Source organism: Micromonospora sp. NPDC005710 (assembly GCF_040630995.1).
GTDB lineage: Bacteria > Actinomycetota > Actinomycetes > Mycobacteriales > Micromonosporaceae > Micromonospora.
In genome coordinates, this window is the sequence record NZ_JBEXYP010000003.1 from 147548 (window position 1) to 164541 (window position 16994).

Consider the following 16994-nt stretch of genomic DNA (forward strand, 5'->3'; position numbering starts at 1 on the left):
GGCAGCGGGTTGGTGCGTGCCCTACCCGATCAGAGCGCCGGGTAGGCGTTGCGCATGAGCTCCTGGAACTGGGCGGAGAACCACGCACCGGAGATCGGCGCGTTGCCCAGGGCTCCCGACGGGTTGTTGCCGTTGCGGGCGTTGCCGCCGTACGTCGGGTCGCACATCCGGTCGAAGCCCTTGCCCTCGTTGTTCGGGATCTCGCTGCTGGAGCCGTCCGACTCGCCCGGGGGCTTCACCCAGACGTAGGCGTCGATGCCCGTCGCCGGGTTCGCCCGCGGCCGCTCACCGAGACCGGCACCAGCCTGGTTGCACCAGTTGCCGAGGTGCGCCCGGCGGTCGATACGACCTCCGTTGACGTAGGTGTCGACGCTGGTCATGGCACCCGGACCGGTGGGCCGGGCGGAGCCGCCCCAGCCGTTGCGGGAGGTGTCGATGAGCATGCCGATGTTCGAGTTGAAGCCCAACGAGACCAGCTTGGTCCGGAACGCCTGGGCGAACGACAGCTCGTCGACGTAGTAGTTCCAGTCGACCCACTTGGACTGCCGCACCGTCTGGCCGTTCACGTTGTCGGTGACCTTGAAGTACGGCTCCTGCAACGCCGAGTAGTTCGCGGTGTTGGTGATGAAGCCGTGCACGTTGTTGACGGTGCTGCCGGAGGCGACGGCGGCGGTCTTCAGGATTTCGGCGCTCGGGTTGAAGTTGCTGTCCCAACCGAGCCAGCCGTGGTGCCCCGAGTCGATGTAGTTGTAGACGTTGCCGATCGCGCCCAGCTTGGCCAGGGCGTAGCCGACGCCGTTGACGTAGGCGCCGTTGGCCTTGACCGTGTCGCACATGACCGTGCCGCCCGGCTGGCCGGAGGTGTTGGTCACCAGGTTCGGCAGCGAGTCGATCTCGATGATGTTGATGATCCGCAGGCTGCTGTACTTCGACTGACCCTGGATCGCGGCGATCGGGTCGATGTACTGGGCCTTGTACTTCGGCAGCTCGTCCGGACCCAACTCACCGTTGGAGGCGAGCGCCGAGCAGTCCCGGCCGGGCAGGTTGTAGATCACGAACTGGATGTAGCCGGCACCCTGGCGCAGTGCCTCGTCCAGGTGCTCCTTCACGCCGAAGGCGCCGTTGGAGCTGCTGTTCGGCGTGCCGTTGATCGCGGCGATCCGGTCCAGCCAGACGGCGGTGGGGTTGTTCGAGACCCGACTTCCGCCGGTCTCGGCGTCCGCCTTGGCCTTCCACTCCGGGTTCACGTAACCGCGGACCCCGGCGTACGGGTTGTCGACCTTGGTGCCCGGCGGCGGGGTGGTGGTGGGCGGCGGGTCGGTGGGCGGCGGGTCGGTCGGCGGAGGCGTGGTGGTCGGCGGGGGCGTGGTCGGCGGGGTGGTGCCACCGTTGCAGACCACGCCGTTCAGGGTGAACGAGGTGGGCTTCGGGTTGCTGCCGCTCCACGCGCCGTTGAAGCCGATGCTCGTCGACGCGCCGGTGGCCAGAGTGCCGTTGTACGACATGCTCCGGGCGGTCACCTGGCTGCCGGACTGGGTGAACGTGGCCGACCAGCCCTGCTGCACCCGCTGGCTGGAGTTGGGGAAGGTCCAGCCCAGCGTCCAGCCGTTCAGCGCGTCGCCGACGTTCTTGATGGTGATGTTCGCGGTGAAGCCGCCCTGCCAGTCGTTGCTCGTGTACGCGATGTCGCACTGCGTCGCGGCCTGCGCCGCGGTTACCGGAATCGTTACGAGCCCACCGGCGACCAGGGCACCCGCGCCGGCGAGCGCGAGGGCCCGGCGTGGGCCGGTTAGCCTTCTCCACACATTCATGCCACTGATCTCCTTGGGCGAGACCGGGCCCACGTACGGCCCGGCGGGACGGCCCGATGGACGTCCTGCACGGACGGCCGTCGGCGCCAACGGGATTTTTGGGGGCGCCCGACCCGGACGGGCGATGGTGGTGGTGGTGCCCGGCCGAGACGTCGGCTGGTCGATCGGCGGCGGGATGTCGCCCCGGTGAACCGGGTGCCCTCGACTCCCTGCCTGCACGGTGTGGCTCTCTGAACCGCGTTCGCCGATTCTTGCATGGGAGCGCTTCCATGGCAATGGCTCGATGCGTGGCCGGGGTGGTCCGGACGATACCCCGGACCGGGCCCGACCGGTACGGGTCGCCCGGACCGGCCACTACCGCACCACAGAGGCAGGGCGGGAACGGCGAGCGCCGAACACCGTGCGAAACCCAGATGGTTGCGGGTCGCCTGAGACGACACTCAGCATCGAGAAAGCCGCGTACCACCCCTTCACCTCTTACTTGGATCAAAGGTCAAAACGCGAATCTTTCACTTCATAAGTCATGAAACGGTCTAACGTCGGTCTTAGCTCGGTTGTCGCCGGGCTCAGGACAACAGGGATGGAGTGACGCAGGTCATGGCTAAGAAGATGCTCGGGAAGGTCGTTGCGGGCGCCGCGCTCGGCGGCGCGTCGCTCCTGGTGTTCGCACCGGGGATCGCGTTCGCCGACGGTCACGACGACGGCAAGGTCTACGCCAAGCCGCACGTCGTCAAGGCCGGCGACGAGGTCAAGCTCCTCGAGATCTGCCCGGATCGGCAGGAGCACGCGTACGTGTGGTCCAAGGTCACCGGCAAGGTCAATCTCAAGCCGGCATCTGAGGACCGGGGCGAGGACCGCGAGTGGAGCGAGGAGGAGGACTCCTCCGACCACGACAAGGGCAAGGACCACGAAGGCAAGGACGAGAACGGCAAGGACGAGAACGGCAAGGACGAGCACGGCAAGGACGACAAGGCCAAGGACGAGAACGGCAAGGACGACAAGGCCAAGGACGACAAGGCCAAGGACGACAAGGCCAAGGACGAGAACGGCAAGGACGACAAGGCCAAGGACGACAAGGCCAAGGACGAGAACGGCAAGGGCGGCCAGGGCGGCGGCGCTGCCGCTGACGCGTACGGCGACGAGGACAGCAAGGACTGGAAGGGCGAGGAGCACGGCCAGGACGCCGAAGAGGGCCGTGACAAGAAGGACTGGGACTCCAAGGACGAAGACAAGAAGGACTGGGAGTCCAAGGACGAGCACGGCTCCGACTACGGCTCCGACAAGGGCTGGGAGAACAAGGACGAGCACGGCTCCGACAACGGCTCCGACAAGGGCTGGGAAAACAAGGACGAGCACGGCTCCGACAACGGCTCCAACAAGGGCTGGGAAAACAAGGACGAGCACGGCTCCGACAACGGCTCGGACAAGGGCTGGGAAAACAAGGACGAGCACGGCTCCGACAACGGCTCCGACAAGGGCTGGGAAAACAAGGACGAGCACGGCTCCGACAACGGCTCCAACAAGGGCTGGGAAAACAAGGACGAGCACGGCTCCGACAACGGCTCCGACAAGGGCTGGGAGAACAAGGACGAGCACGGCTCCGACAACGGCTCCGACAAGGGCTGGGACAAGGAGCGCGAGTTCGTCTACTACGGCGAAGCCACCGTCGCCAAGGACGCCAAGCCGGGTCGCTACGAGCTCAAGGGCTCCTGCGGCGAGGGCGAGCTGGTCGTGCTGCCGCACGGCGGTGTCGACGGTGGTGACGGCGGCGTCAGCACCGGCACCGACCGGGGTCTGGCCACCGGCGGGGCGGGCCTGCTCGGCGCTGCCGCGCTCGGCGGGATCGTGCTGATGCGTCGTCGGCGGACCGATGGTTCGCTCGTCTGACGTGACGGCGACACCGGCCGGCGGCCGCCACGGGAGACCGTGGCGTGCCGCCGGCACGGCCGTCGTCGTCACCCTCGCCATGGTCGGCGCCGGCATGATCGGCGCCTCGCTGAAGACCACGCCCACTCCCCGACCGCCGCAGCCGCTGGCCCAGGCCGGCCCCGAGGCCACCGCGCCGGCGAGCCCCGCCGACGATGCTCCGGCGGTCGACGGGCAACCGGCCGCTCAGGCACCGTCCGGGTTGGCCCGCTCGGCGCCGACGAGCATCGAGATCCCCCGGATCGGTGTCGACGCGACGATCATGTCGTTGGGCACCAACCCGGACGGCACCGTCCAGGTCCCGCCGCTGGACAAGGCCGACCAGGCCGGGTGGTACGAGCCCGGTGCGAGCCCGGGCGAGACGGGTAACGCGGTGATCGTCGGGCATGTGGACTCGGCGGTGCTCGGCCCGGCGGTCTTCTTCGACCTCGGCGCTCTCACCCCCGGTGACACAGTCACCGTGCGCCGCGCCGACGGGTTGCCAGCCACCTTCACCGTCGACTCGGTCACGTCGTACCCGAAGACGGCCTTCCCCACCGAGTTGGTCTACGGACCGAGCGACCGGCCCAGCCTGCGGGTGGTCACCTGCGGCGGCCAGTTCGACGAGGTTGCCAAGAGCTACCCGGACAACATCGTCGTCTTCGCCACCCTGGCGGTCTGACCGGCGACGAACGAACGCGGTCCGGCTGATCGGGGGTGACCCCGACCGGCCGGACCGCGTCCGGTGTGTCTGACCTCAGGCGGCCGCGGAGGTGCGCACCAGGGTGCGAATCTGACGCAGCAGCACCGACAGGGCGGCGAGATCCGCCCGCGACTCGTCGAACTCCCCCATCGCCCGTCGGGCTCGGTGGATGGAGGTGGCGTTCGACTGCTCCCACTGGTGCACCCGCTCGTGTGGCGGCAGGTCGCCCGGCGTGGAGTCCAGCACCTCCGCGGTGAGCGCTGCCAGCGCGGCGTACAGGTCGTACCGCAGCGCCATCCGGGCCAGTGTCTGCCAGCGGTCCTCCCGCGGCAGCAGGGAGATCTTCGACAGCAGCGAGTCCACCCGGAACAGGTCGGACAGCACGAAGTAGACCGAGGCCACCTCGCTGACGTCCCGCCCGCTGGCGTTCGCGGTCTCCACCACGTCCATCAGGCCGAAGCTGTACATCAGCCGGGTCGCCCGCTCCGCCAGCTCGCGGGGCAGCCCACGCTCGGTCATGGAGTCCATGTGCGCGGCGATGCCCTGGCGCTCGTTGCCGTAGAACAGTTCCTCGAGCCCTGGCAGCAGCCGGGTGACGCCGTCACGCAGCCGGGCGATCTCGGCCGGCACGTCGATCGGCGAGCGCCGGTTGGAGACCAGCCACCGCACCGCCCGGTCGAGCAGCCGGCGGGTGTCCAGGTAGACGCTGGTCTGCAGCTCCGGCGCCACCTTGTTGTCGAGCGCCTCGACCGCGTCCCACAGGTCGCGCAGGCCGAACACCTCGCTGATCACCACGTACGCCCGGATCACGTCGGCCGCGCTGGCCGCCGTCTCCTCGACCACGCGGAAGATGAACGAGATGCCACCCCGGTTGATCGCCTCGTTGACGAGCACCGTCGTGACGATGTCCCGGCGCAGCCGGTGCCGGCCCATCCGGTCGGCGAACCGCTCGCGCATCGGCGTCGGGAAGTAGTTGACCAGGACGTCCGTCGTCCACTCCTCGTCGGCCAACCCCTCGGTGAGGATCTCCCGCTCCAGGACGATCTTCACGTACGCGAGCAGCACCGCGAACTCCGGCGCGGTCAGGCCGGATTCGCTGCGAACCGCCAACTCCTCGTCCGGCGGCAACGCCTCCAGTGCCCGGTCCAACCCGCCCGACCGCTCCAGCTCGTTGATCATCCGGCGGTGCACCGGGAGCAGCGAGGCGGCCTGGGCCTGGGCGTTGTTGATCGCCCGGGCCTGGTCGTAGTTGTCCCGCAGCACCAGCTCCGCGACCTCACTGGTCATACCGGCCAGCAGTTCGTCCCGGTCGGCCATGCTCAGCTCACCGTCGGCCACCGCCGTGTTGAGCAGGATCTTGATGTTGACCTCGTGGTCGGAGGTGTCCACCCCGGCCGCGTTGTCGATGAAGTCCGTGTAGATCCGGCCACCGGTCAACGCGTACTCGATCCGGCCGAGCTGGGTCCAGCCCAGGTTGCCGCCCTCGCCCGCCACCCGGCAGCGAAGGTTGCGCCCGTCCACCCGGATCGCGTCGTTGGACTTGTCGCCCACCTCGGCGTTGGTCTGGGAGGAGGCCTTGACGTAGGTGCCGATGCCGCCGTTCCAGAACAGGTCCACCGGGGCGGTGACGATCGCCTTCATCAGGTCCTGCGGCGACATCTGCGTGACGTCGTCGTCCAGGCCGATCGCCGCCCGAACCTGCGGCGTGATCGGGATGGACTTCGCGGTACGCGGGAAGATGCCGCCACCTGCCGAGATCAGCTCGGTGTTGTAGTCCTCCCACGAAGACCGGGGCAGGTCGAACAGCCGTCGGCGCTCCGCGTAGGAGGTGGCGGTGTCCGGCTCCGGGTCGAGGAAGATGTGCCGGTGGTCGAAGGCGGCCACCAGCCGGATGTGCTCGGAGAGCAGCATCCCGTTGCCGAACACGTCGCCGGACATGTCGCCGACGCCGACCACTGTGAAGTCCTGGGTCTGGGTGTCCAGGCCCAACTCCCGGAAGTGCCGCTTGACCGACTCCCAGGCCCCGCGGGCCGTGATGCCCATCTTCTTGTGGTCGTACCCGGCGGAACCACCGGACGCGAACGCGTCACCCATCCAGAAGGTGTGCGCCTTGGAGATCTCGTTCGCGATGTCGGAGAACGTCGCGGTGCCCTTGTCGGCGGCCACCACCAGGTACGGGTCGTCGCCGTCGTGCCGGACCACGTCCTCGGGCGGCACGATCTGCCCGCTGACGATGTTGTCGGTGACGTCGAGCATCGCGCCCACGAACTCCTGGTAACAGGCGACCGCCTCGTCCCGGTCACCAGGCTTCTGCTTCAGCACGAAGCCGCCCTTGGCGCCGACCGGCACGATCACCGTGTTCTTCACCATCTGCGCCTTGACCAGGCCCAGCACCTCGGTACGGAAGTCCTCCCGACGGTCGGACCAGCGCAACCCACCTCGGGCCACCGGCCCGAACCGCAGGTGCACACCCTCGAACCGGGGCGAGTAGACGAAGATCTCGAACTTCGGCCGCGGCGCCGGCAGGTCCGGAATGGCCTGCGGGTCGAGCTTGAACGCCACGTACGCCTTCGGCCGCCCGTCGGCGCGCTTCTGGTAGAAGCTGGTCCGCAGGGTCGCCTCGATGAGCGTCAGGTACGAGCGCAGGATCCGATCCTGGTCCAGGCTCGCCACGTCGTCGAGCGCGCTCCGGATCGTCTCCACCAGCTCACCGCTGCGCTGCTGCCGCTGCTCGGTGCTCGACTCGCCCGGCGCGAACCGGGTCTCGAACAGCTCCACGAGCAACGCGGCGAGCTTCGGGTACGCGACGAAGGTCTGCTCCATGTAGTCCTGGGAGAAGACCGTGCCGGCCTGCCGCAGGTACTTCGCGTACGCCCGCAGCACCACCACCTGTCGCCAGGTCAGCCCGCCGCGCAGCACCAGCTCGTTGAACCTGTCCACCTCGGCCTCGCCGCGCCAGGCCGCCGCGAAGGCGTTCTCGACGTGCGGGCGCACCTCGGCCAGCTCGTGATGCCCCTCGGGCAGCATGAGGCCGAAGTCGTACAGGTAGACCCGACCGTCGATCCGGTCCACCTCGTACGGGTGCTCGTCGACCACCCGTACGCCGAGCGAGTGCAGCACCGGCAGCACCGCGGAGAGCATCATCGGCTCGCCGTACCGGTAGACCTTGAACCGGACGTCCATCGCCTCGGCCAGTTCCGCACCCGGCACCCGGGTGCCCGGTCGGGGAGCCAACTGCTTGCGGAACAGGTGCATCTCCAGCTGCCCGGGCTCCTCCAGCAGCTCCAGCTTCGCCAGGTCCTTCATCGCCTCGTACGGCGTGTGCCCGTCCTTGTAGCCCTCCGGGAACGCGTCGGCGTACCTGGTGAACAGGTGCTTGGCCTGCTCGTCGCCGAGCTTGCGTTCCAGCACCAGCCGGTAGTCGTCGTCCCAGAGCCGGGTGGCGTCGGCCAACTCCTCGGCCAGCAGGTCGGCGTCGATGTCGCCGGGCGGCCGGGTCGGGTCGGTACGGACGATGAAGTGCACCCGAGCCAGCATCGATTCGGTGACCCGGGTGGTGTAGTCCACCCCGACACCGTTCAGCTCCCGGAGCAGGATGTCCTGCATGCGTAGCCGGTTCTGCGTGGTGAACCGGTCCCGGGGCAGGTAGATCAGGCAGGAGATGAACCGCCCGTACGCGTCGCGACGCAGGAAGACCCGCAACTGCCGGCGGCCGGCCATCCGCAGCACGCCGACCACCGCGTGGTACAGGTCGTCGGTCTTGATCTGGAACAGCTCGTCGCGCGGGTAGGTCTCCAGGATCTGGATCAGGTCCTTGCCGGAGTGGCTGCGCTGGCTGAGGCCGGAGCGGTCCAGCACCTCGGCCACCTTGCGGCGCACCACCGGCAGCTCGCGGACGCTGGTCCGGTACGCGGCCGTCGAGAACAGGCCCAGGAAGCGCCGCTCACCGATCACGTCACCGGCGGAGTTGAAGATTTTGAAGCCGATGTAGTCCAGGTACGCCGAGCGGTGCACTGTGGCTCGGGAGTTGGCCTTGGTGATGATGAGCAGGCGCTTCTCCAGCACCTTCTCGTGCGCCTCGGGCGTCATCGAGGACAACGACCGTGCCTCCGGCGAATCCGAGCGCAGGATGCCCAGACCGGTGCCGAGCACCGCCTCCAACGCCTTGCCGTCGACCGGGTCGGCGGCGTCGCCGCCGTCGGCGTCCACCAGCCGGTACTCGCGGTAGCCGAGGAAGGTGAAGTGGTCCTGGGCGAGCCACCGCAGCAGCTCCACCGAGTCGGTGATGTCCTTTTCCGGCACCGGTGGGCGGTTGTCGGAGGTACGGGCCGAGGCCAGCTCGTCGGCGAGCGCGAGGGCACGCTGACGCATCTTCGGCCAGTCCTCCACCGCCTCCCGCACGTCGGTGAGCACCCGCTGCAACTCGCGGCGCAACCGGTCCCGCTCGGCCGCGTCCCGGACCGGGTCGATCTCGATCCGCATCCAGCTCTCGATGATGTCGCCGGCGATCGCGTCGTCCGGTTCCACATCGGCGGAAACCTCGGCGAGCCGACCCAGCGGCTCCCGCCGCACCACCACCAGCGGGTGCACCAGCAGGTGCACGTCGAGGTGGTACGAGTTGAGCAGCGCCGTCACCGAGTCGACCAGGAACGGCATGTCGTCAGTGACGATCTCGACGACGGTGTGGTGCTGGTCCGCGTGCGGTTCGTGGATCCGCAGCTTCAACTCGCCGGGAACCCGTTGCTGGGCGAGGTCCCGGTGCGCCCGGGCCGCGTCGAGCATTTCCTCCGCCGTGAAGCCGACCAGCTCCTCGTCCGGGGCGAACCGCCAGAAACGGCCGACAAGTGTCGCCGCGTCGTGGTCGTCCCCCGCGAGCGCGACGGCCTGGGCCACCAGGCGCTCCGCGTTGGGAACTGGTTCGTCGAGCTCGGCGTCCTCCACGTCGTCGGCCAGCGCCTCGACTGGCAGACCAAGATCGTAGATGGTGTCGATGCTCGACCCGGTCAGCCCGGTGACTCCCGTGTCGAGCCGGCCGTAGCCGTCCCCGTCGGTCGCCGAATCGAAGCTGTCATCGTCCCGGCCGGAGTCATCCTGCCGGAGGTCGGGTTCCGGTTTGATCGCCGGACGCCGGTCCATCGGTGCCACTCCCCTCGACCCACCGCGTTGTGGGTCACTCTGCCGCCCAGCCTAGGCCCTGTCGTTCTGCGCCTTCGTCGGCGGACCACTGGCCGGACGTCCGGATCGGGACTTTGTCCTTTCACCCGTTGCGGGTCCGAGGTTGGCCGGCTGCGGGATACCCCGCCACGCGATGTTCATCACACGGGGGCGGGCCGTCTTTGAGCGCGGCCGAGCACCTGGGGGACGTTGGGGACGCTGTTCGCGTACTACCGTGCGGGGGCAGTCCGAGATCGGAAGGACCAGCTTCATGCCCTTGTCGTACCCTCGGCCCCACCGGCCGAACCCCACCCGTCGCCTGGCCGCCGCCGTCACCAGTGCGGTGCTCACGGCGGGCGTCCTGGTCGGTTGCTCGGGTGACGACGGGCCGCAGCGCACCGTCGACGCGTTCCTGGCGGGCTGGCGCAGCGGCGACCTCCAGGCGGTCGGGCTGATCGACCCGGTCGGCGCGAAACTGCCGTCGGCGGACGTGGCGCGCGAGATCAAGGAACTTTCCGGCGAGTTGGCGGCCACCCCGCCCACGCTGACGCGTCGCGGCGAGCCGAAGGTCACCAAGGACATCGCGACCACCACGGTCCAGGTGGAGTGGGCCCTCCCCGGTCAGACCCGCTGGGCGTACGACCGGGAGGTGCGGCTCGCCCACGGCGACGACGACCAGTGGCAGGTGATCTGGGAGCCGAAGCTGGTGCACGAGCAGCTCACCAAGGGCGACCGGTTGGCGCTGCGCCGCGACGCCGCTGCCCGCGCCGCACTGCTGGACAACGCCGGCAAGCCGCTGGTGACCCCACGCACCGTGGTCCGGGTGGGTGTGCAACCTGACGGGGTCGCCGACATCAAGAAGCTCGTCAAGGACCTCGACGCGGCGTTCAAGGCCATCCGTCCGGCGCTGGTCCCGGGCGTCGACCTGGCCGACCTGCCAAAGCGGGTGGCCGAGGCCGAGCCGGGTGCCTTCGTCGAGGTGGTGTCGCTCCGCGAGGAGGCGTACCGGCAGATCAAACCCCGGATCTACGACCTGCCCGGCACCAAGTTCGTCACCGACAAGATCGACCTGGCGCCCACCCGCGAGTTCGCCCGTGCGCTGCTCGGCACCGTCGACCCGGCGCAGGCCGACGACCTCGCCGCACACCCGGACCGGTACGTCGTCGGCGACCTGGTCGGCCACGGCGGGCTTCAGGGCCGTTACGACGAACGACTGCGCGGCGGCCCCGGGCTGACCGTGGTGGTGGAACGTCCGGCCGAGGACGGCAAACTCGAACCCACCGGCGCCGAGTTGTTCCGTCGGGAGCCGCAGCCCGGGCAGGCGCTGAAGACCACGCTCGACGTGGCCGTCCAGAACGCGGCCGACGGGGCGCTGCGCGCCGAGTCGCGCCGGTCGGCAGTGGTGGCGCTCCGGATCAGCGACGGTGCCGTGCTCGCCGCGGCGAACGGCCCTGGGCCGGCCGGCGAGAATCTGGCCTTCGACGCCCAGGTGCCTCCGGGCTCCACCTTCAAAATGGTCAGCACGTTGGGCCTACTGGACCGGGGCGCCGTCACACTGGACGGGCCGGTGGACTGCAAGAAGACCTTCACTGTGGATGGCCGGTCGTTCAAGAACTCGGACAACTTCGAGCTCGGCTCGGTGCCGTTCCGCACCGACTTCGCCAAGTCCTGCAACACAGCGTTCGCCGCGCTGGCCCCGAAGCTCGGCGGCGACGGCCTGGCCGCCGCCGGCCGCTCGCTGGGCCTGGAGGGTCAATGGGACCTCGGCACGGACGCCTTCACCGGCAAGGTCTCGACGGGCGGCAGCCTGGCCGAGCAGGCCGCCGCGTCGTTCGGGCAGGGCACCACGCTGGTCAGCCCGATCGCCATGGCCGGCGCCACCGCCGCCGTCGCCCGTGGCCGCTTCGAGCAGCCGAAGCTGCTGATCGACCCGGCGCCGGCCAAGCCGGCCCCGGCAGGCGAGCAACTGAAGCCGGAATCCGTCACGGCGCTGCGCACGATGATGCGCGAGGTGGTCACCGCCGGCACCGGCAGCGCGCTCAAGGATGTGCCGGGCGAGGTGTACGGCAAGACCGGCACCGCCGAGTACGACGACAACCCGGCCCACACCCACGCCTGGTTCGTCGGCTGGCGGGGTGACGTGGCGTTCGCCGTCTTCGTGGAGAAGGGCGGGGCCAGCACCGCCTCGGCCGTTCCGATCGCCGAGCGCTTCCTCCGCGCCCTCCCCGCCACCTGACCTCGATCCCATACGCGCACCGGCCGGCAACCCGCTACGCCCGGGGCGGCCGGCCGGTGGGCCATGGCTCTGATCAACTCGGGTTCCGTGAAACCGCGCCATCCAAAGCGCTCGGATGCGCCGACTTCACGGAAACCGACTCGATCAGCGGCCGGCAAGCCGACGATCGGGTCAGGCAGTGTCGGCTTTGTGCAGATCTGCGCCGTTCTCGACAGCAGACCTCTGGCCCGACGTGTCCTCAACGACCGGCGGGACGCGCCGAAGCAGGCCCGGCCCGGCCGAGGCGGGCGGACCGACCGGCTCACGCTCGGGCGCGACCGGAACCCCCGACAACTCGGCATGGGCCGGTTCACCAGTGCTCGGCTGCTCCGCCGCCACCGAGTCGTCCGGGCCGGCATCGGCCGCGCCACGACCGGAGCCGGCAAGATCTACGGCGTCAGGCCCGTCCGGCCGCTCCGCAGACCCGTCCACCCCATTGGCCCGCCCGGCACCGTCGAACCCCTCGGGCCGCCCGGCACGGTCGAGCCCTCCCACCCCATTCGGCCGCCCGGCACCGTCGAACCCCTCGGGCCGCCCGGCACCGTCGTGCCCTTCCACCCCAGCGGAGCGCTGTGCACGATCGGTGGAAGCGGCACGCCGCGGGGAGGGCGTCGCTCGGGCCGACAGCAGTCGGGGCGGCACGGCTTCCGGGGCGGTCACCGGTGCCAGACCGGCGACCACCGTGTTGACGATCTCGGCCGCGTACGAGCCGTCCGGGTCGTAGTCGGGGTCGAAGACGGTCAGCTCCACGCCGAGGCAGTGCGGTGTGTCCACCAGGCCGGCGAGCAGGATTTCCAACTCGGCGAAGGCGATGCCCCCCGGGTCGGGAGCGTCCACGGCGGGCATCACCGCCGGGTCGAGCACGTCGACGTCGATGTGCACCCAGTAGCCCGCGCAGTCGGCGAGCTGCTCGTGCGCCCACTGGGCCGTCCGCGCGGCGCCTTCGGCGCGCAGCGCCGGCACGGGGCGGGTGGTGATCCCGGCGGCCTGGAGGTCTAGCCGGTATTCGTCCTGGGCACGGATGCCGAGCACCACCACGTCGATGTCGCGGAAGTAGGGCCGACGGCCCTCCAGGGCGGCCAGGTCGGCCTGCCCTCGCCCGGTGACCAGGGCCAGGTCCTCACCGGCCGCCGCGCCGACGTAGGAGGCGTTGCCGGGGTGCCGGAAGTCGGAGTGCCCGTCGACGAAGACCAGCCCGATCCGCCCACCGACGGCTTCGCCGAGGCGGTGCATGGCCAGGGCCGAGCCGAGCAGTACGGAACAGTCGCCGCCCAGCACCACCGGGAACTCGCCCCGGTCGATGATCGAGCCGATGCGTTCGGCGAGGGCCAGCGAGTAGTCGGCGATGTCCCGGGCGTGGCACACCCCGTCGCCGGGCCGCCAGTCGCCCGGGTCGTACCGGGCGGGCGTGACGCAGCCGGCGTCGCGGGCGCGGAGCCGGGCCAGCAGGTCGTGGTCGCGCAGCGCCCCGGGCGCTTTGGCGCAGCCCGGGACCGACGTGGGCGTCGGCGGCCGTAGACCGAGATTTGTCGGCGCGTCGAGGACGGCGATCCGGCGCATCGTGAGCTCCCGTCCTCGTTGGTCGGGCGGGCCGGCCGGAACGCCGGCCCGCACTGGCGTGCTACGAACTCAGAACAGGGCGCTGGCCAGGGCCCGACGCGCCGAGGCGACGGCCGGATCGTCCGGGCCGGCGATGGAGAACAGCGAGACCAGGTGCTGGCGAGCCGTCTCGCGGTCCTCGCCGGCGGTGCGCCGGACCAGACCGACGAGCCGCGCGTACGCCTGCTCGGCCAGACCGCTGAGCACCTCGATGTCGGCGGCCAGCAGTTGGGCGGCGACGTCGTCGGGGGCGCTCTCGGCGGCGGCCAGCGCGGCGGACGGGTCGGCGCCTGCCACCCGGCGGGCGACTCCGACCTGGGCCAACCCCGCCGTGGCCGCGGCGTCCGCCGGGGCGTCGGCGAGGATCTTCCGGTACGCCTGCTCGGCGGCGTCCAGATCGCCGCTCATCAGCGCGTCGTCGGCCTCGTCGAGGCGGGGGTCCTCCGGTTCGGCGACTGTCACGCCGCCGGCCTTGAGCACGGCTTGGATCCACTGCCGCAGCTGCGCCTCGGGCACCACCCCGGAGAAGGCGTCGACCGGCTGGCCGCCGACGACCGCGTAGACCATGGGGATGCCCTGCACCCGGAACATCTGGGCGATGCGCGGGTTTTCCTGCACGTCGACACGGGCCAGCACCCAGGTGCCGTCACCTTCGGCGTTCAGCCGCTCCAGGACCGGGGCGAACTCGTCGCTCTCCGGGAAGCCGGCCGCGCCGAAGAACACGACGACGGGCGTGGCCATCGAGCGCTCGAGCACGTCGGTCTGGATCGTCGCCTCGGTGACGTCCACGATGGCGGTGTCACCGCCGGCTGTGGGTGCGCCGGGGACGGTGCTGGACGGGCCGCCCTGCGGGGGCGTGCCGGGGCGGGTACTTGCTGGTGCGGGGCCACGCAGCGTGCTGAGGTCGACCGCGCCGCGGGTGAAGATCGACGAGGTGATCCGTGGGTCGCTCATGGTTACCTAGTCTCGCACGTGAGCCCCCGATCTCAGCTCACCCGCAACCCCGACGTTGCAACTCTCACGCCCCCGGCCCTCACCCCAGCGATCTTGCACTTTCTGTCGCCGGTACGCCACATTCATGCCTTATGCCGCCGCACAAACTGCAAGATCGACGGGGTGAGGGTGCGCCCGGGCGGGCCGGGGGGTTTGGGTCAGAAGCGGGCTGGTTCTCGGTAGGTGCCCCATTCGGCTCGCAGGGCGTCGCAGATCTCGCCGAGGGTCGCCTCGGCGCGGACCGCGTCGAGCATGGCGGGGATCATGTTCTCGTCGGTACGGCTCGCCGCGATCATCCGGGTGACCGCGGCGCGCACCGCCTCCTCGTCCCGCGCGCTCTTGCGTTCGGCGAGCACCCGGCGCTGCTCCAGCTCCACCTCGTGCGAGATGCGCAGAATCTCCAGTTCCTTGGCGGTAGTGCTCGTGTGGCAGTTGACGCCGACGATCTTCTTGTCGCCCTTCTCGAGGGCCTGCTGGTAGACGAAGGCCGACTCGGCGATGTGCCCGGTGAACCAGCCGTCCTCGATACCGCGCAGGATCCCCGAGGTCATCGGGCCGATCTGGTGCGGACCGTCCCCTCCGAGCTGCCGGATCCGGGCGAAGATCTCCTCCGCCTCGGCTTCGATCTTGTCGGTCAGCGCCTCGACGTACCAGGAGCCGCCGAGCGGGTCGGCCACGTTCACCACTCCGGTCTCCTCCATCAGCACCTGCTGGGTACGCAGGGCGATCTCGGCCGACTCGTCGGTGGGCAGCGCCAGGGTCTCGTCAAGCGCGTTGGTGTGCAGCGAGTTCGTGCCGCCGAGCACCGCCGCGAGCGCCTCGACGGCGGTGCGTACGACGTTGTTGACCGGCTGCTGCGCGGTCAGCGACACCCCGGCGGTCTGCGTGTGGAACCGCAGCCACAGGGCCTTGTCGCTGGTCGCGCCATAGACGTCGCGCAGCCAGCGGGCCCAGATCCGGCGGGCGGCACGGAACTTGGCGATCTCCTCGAAGAAGTCGAGGTGCGAGTCGAAGAAGAAGCTCAGCCCCGGCGCGAAGACGTTCACGTCCAGCCCGCGCGAGAGGCCCAGCTCGACGTAACCGAAGCCGTCGGCCAGGGTGTACGCCAGCTCCTGTGCGGCGGTCGAGCCGGCCTCACGGATGTGGTAGCCGGACACCGACAGCGGCTTGTAGCGCGGGATCTCGGCGGCGCAGTATTCCATCAGGTCGCCGATCAGGCGCAGGTGCGGCTCCGGGTCGAAGAGCCACTCCTTCTGCGCGATGTACTCCTTGAAGATGTCCGTCTGCAGGGTGCCGTCCAGCGTGGACAGGTCGGCGCCCTGCCGCTCGGCGGCGACGAGGTACATGCAGAACACCGGCACGGCCGGGCCGGAGATGGTCATCGAGGTGGTCACGCTGGCCAGGTCGATGCCGTCGAAGAGCGCCTGCATGTCGGTGGCGGTGTCGACGGCCACGCCGCAGTGGCCGACCTCACCGAGCGCCTGCGGGTCGTCCGAGTCGCGGCCCATGAGCGTCGGCATGTCGAACGCCACCGAGAGCCCGCCGCCGCCGGCGCCGAGGATCATCTTGTAACGCTCGTTCGTCTGCTGCGCGTTGCCGAAGCCGGCGAACTGCCGGATCGTCCAGGTCCGCCCGCGGTAGCCGGTCGGATACAAACCCCTGGTGTACGGATATTCGCCCGGCCATCCGATCCGTTCGAAGCCCGGATAGGTGGCGCCCTCCGGCGGCCCGTAGACAGGTTCCACGGGCATTCCGGAGAGCGTGGTGAAGTCCGCGTCCCGCTTGCGCGCGGCGTCGTACCGGGCCTGCCAGCGCGCCCGTCCGGCGTCGATCTCGTCGGCGTCCATGAGCAGGGCTCCTCCTCGGGTCCTCGACTGCACGTCGAGTGTAAGGCCCCTACCTGAACGATCGCTAAGTCACGCCGTACCGGCGGGTAACGGGCGGCCCGGCAGCCACCGGGCGGCCACACCTCAGAGGCCGGCGCCCGGCTGGTTCATCTCGATGTCGTCAACCGTGACGTTGACCTGGGTGACAGTCAGGCCGTACTTCTCCACCGCCTCGATCACCGCGGCCCGTACCGCCTCGGTCACGTCGACCACGACGTGCCCGGCGTCGATCACGAGGACCACGTTGATGACGGCCGAGCTGCCCTTCACGTCGGCCGAGACGCCCCGGCGGGCGTCGCCCACCTCGTCCAGGCCGATCTTGTCCAGCACGCTGTTGAAGAAACGGGAAACGTCACCGCCGAGATCGGCGACACCGGGCACGGCACGAGCCGCCGCGCCGGCGATCTTCTCCACGACCTCGTCGGAAACCGACGTGACACCCCGGGCCGCGCCCGTCGCGGGCTGCACTGCGCCGGCGTTCTCCACCGCGTCCGTCATGATCACATCTCCCCTGGTCCCGGTACACTGTGGACCGACCGGTTCGTCAGCCCGCTTCGCGGCAGCCTCGCTCCCGGCCACGCGCCGCGAGCCTACTAAAACCGGAGTGACATTCGCTTGCGGCCGGTAGGCGTGCTCCCACCGGCCACCCGGCGACGACGTCGGGGGGG

General features: G+C 70.0%; 9 protein-coding genes. 3 read left to right on the top strand and 6 right to left on the bottom strand.

What is annotated here, in order from left to right:
- Nucleotides 1–29 precede the first annotated feature (29 nt).
- Nucleotides 30–1811 carry a glycoside hydrolase family 6 protein gene (locus tag ABZ406_RS05155; protein WP_357756057.1) on the bottom strand — a complete coding sequence of 594 codons (1782 nt, stop codon included), beginning with the start codon at nucleotides 1809–1811 and terminating at the stop codon, nucleotides 30–32.
- A gap of 597 nt (nucleotides 1812–2408) precedes the next feature.
- Here ABZ406_RS05155 and ABZ406_RS05160 point away from each other — a divergent pair.
- Both ABZ406_RS05160 and ABZ406_RS05165 read left to right on the top strand, forming a co-directional pair.
- Nucleotides 2409–3698: a hypothetical protein gene (locus ABZ406_RS05160; protein ID WP_357756058.1), complete on the top strand. Its 1290-nt coding sequence runs from the start codon at nucleotides 2409–2411 to the stop codon at nucleotides 3696–3698.
- Nucleotide 3699: 1 nt separating this feature from the next.
- A complete protein-coding gene (locus tag ABZ406_RS05165; protein ID WP_357756059.1) occupies nucleotides 3700–4398 on the top strand; it encodes a class F sortase in 699 nt (232 codons plus the stop codon).
- Between the two features lie 75 nt (nucleotides 4399–4473).
- Here ABZ406_RS05165 and ABZ406_RS05170 read toward each other — a convergent pair whose 3' ends face one another.
- Complete coding sequence (locus tag ABZ406_RS05170; RefSeq protein WP_357756060.1) at nucleotides 4474–9555, bottom strand: NAD-glutamate dehydrogenase; 5082 nt, start codon at nucleotides 9553–9555, stop codon at nucleotides 4474–4476.
- Nucleotides 9556–9844: 289 nt separating this feature from the next.
- Between ABZ406_RS05170 and ABZ406_RS05175 the strand changes: the two genes are divergently transcribed.
- Complete coding sequence (locus ABZ406_RS05175; protein ID WP_357756061.1) at nucleotides 9845–11809, top strand: penicillin-binding transpeptidase domain-containing protein; 1965 nt, start codon at nucleotides 9845–9847, stop codon at nucleotides 11807–11809.
- Nucleotides 11810–11980: 171 nt separating this feature from the next.
- On the opposite strand, the gene ABZ406_RS05180 is transcribed toward ABZ406_RS05175, so the two are convergent.
- The 4 genes from ABZ406_RS05180 to ABZ406_RS05195 all read right to left on the bottom strand — a co-directional run bounded on the left by ABZ406_RS05180 (nucleotide 11981) and on the right by ABZ406_RS05195 (nucleotide 16824).
- Nucleotides 11981–13408: an arginase family protein gene (locus ABZ406_RS05180; RefSeq protein ID WP_357756062.1), complete on the bottom strand. Its 1428-nt coding sequence runs from the start codon at nucleotides 13406–13408 to the stop codon at nucleotides 11981–11983.
- Nucleotides 13409–13477: 69 nt separating this feature from the next.
- Complete coding sequence (locus ABZ406_RS05185; RefSeq protein ID WP_357756063.1) at nucleotides 13478–14401, bottom strand: tetratricopeptide repeat protein; 924 nt, start codon at nucleotides 14399–14401, stop codon at nucleotides 13478–13480.
- Nucleotides 14402–14598: 197 nt separating this feature from the next.
- Nucleotides 14599–16287 carry a methylmalonyl-CoA mutase family protein gene (locus tag ABZ406_RS05190; protein WP_357756064.1) on the bottom strand — a complete coding sequence of 563 codons (1689 nt, stop codon included), beginning with the start codon at nucleotides 16285–16287 and terminating at the stop codon, nucleotides 14599–14601.
- 123 nt (nucleotides 16288–16410) lie between these two features.
- Complete coding sequence (locus ABZ406_RS05195; protein WP_357756065.1) at nucleotides 16411–16824, bottom strand: Asp23/Gls24 family envelope stress response protein; 414 nt, start codon at nucleotides 16822–16824, stop codon at nucleotides 16411–16413.
- Nucleotides 16825–16994 lie beyond the last annotated feature (170 nt).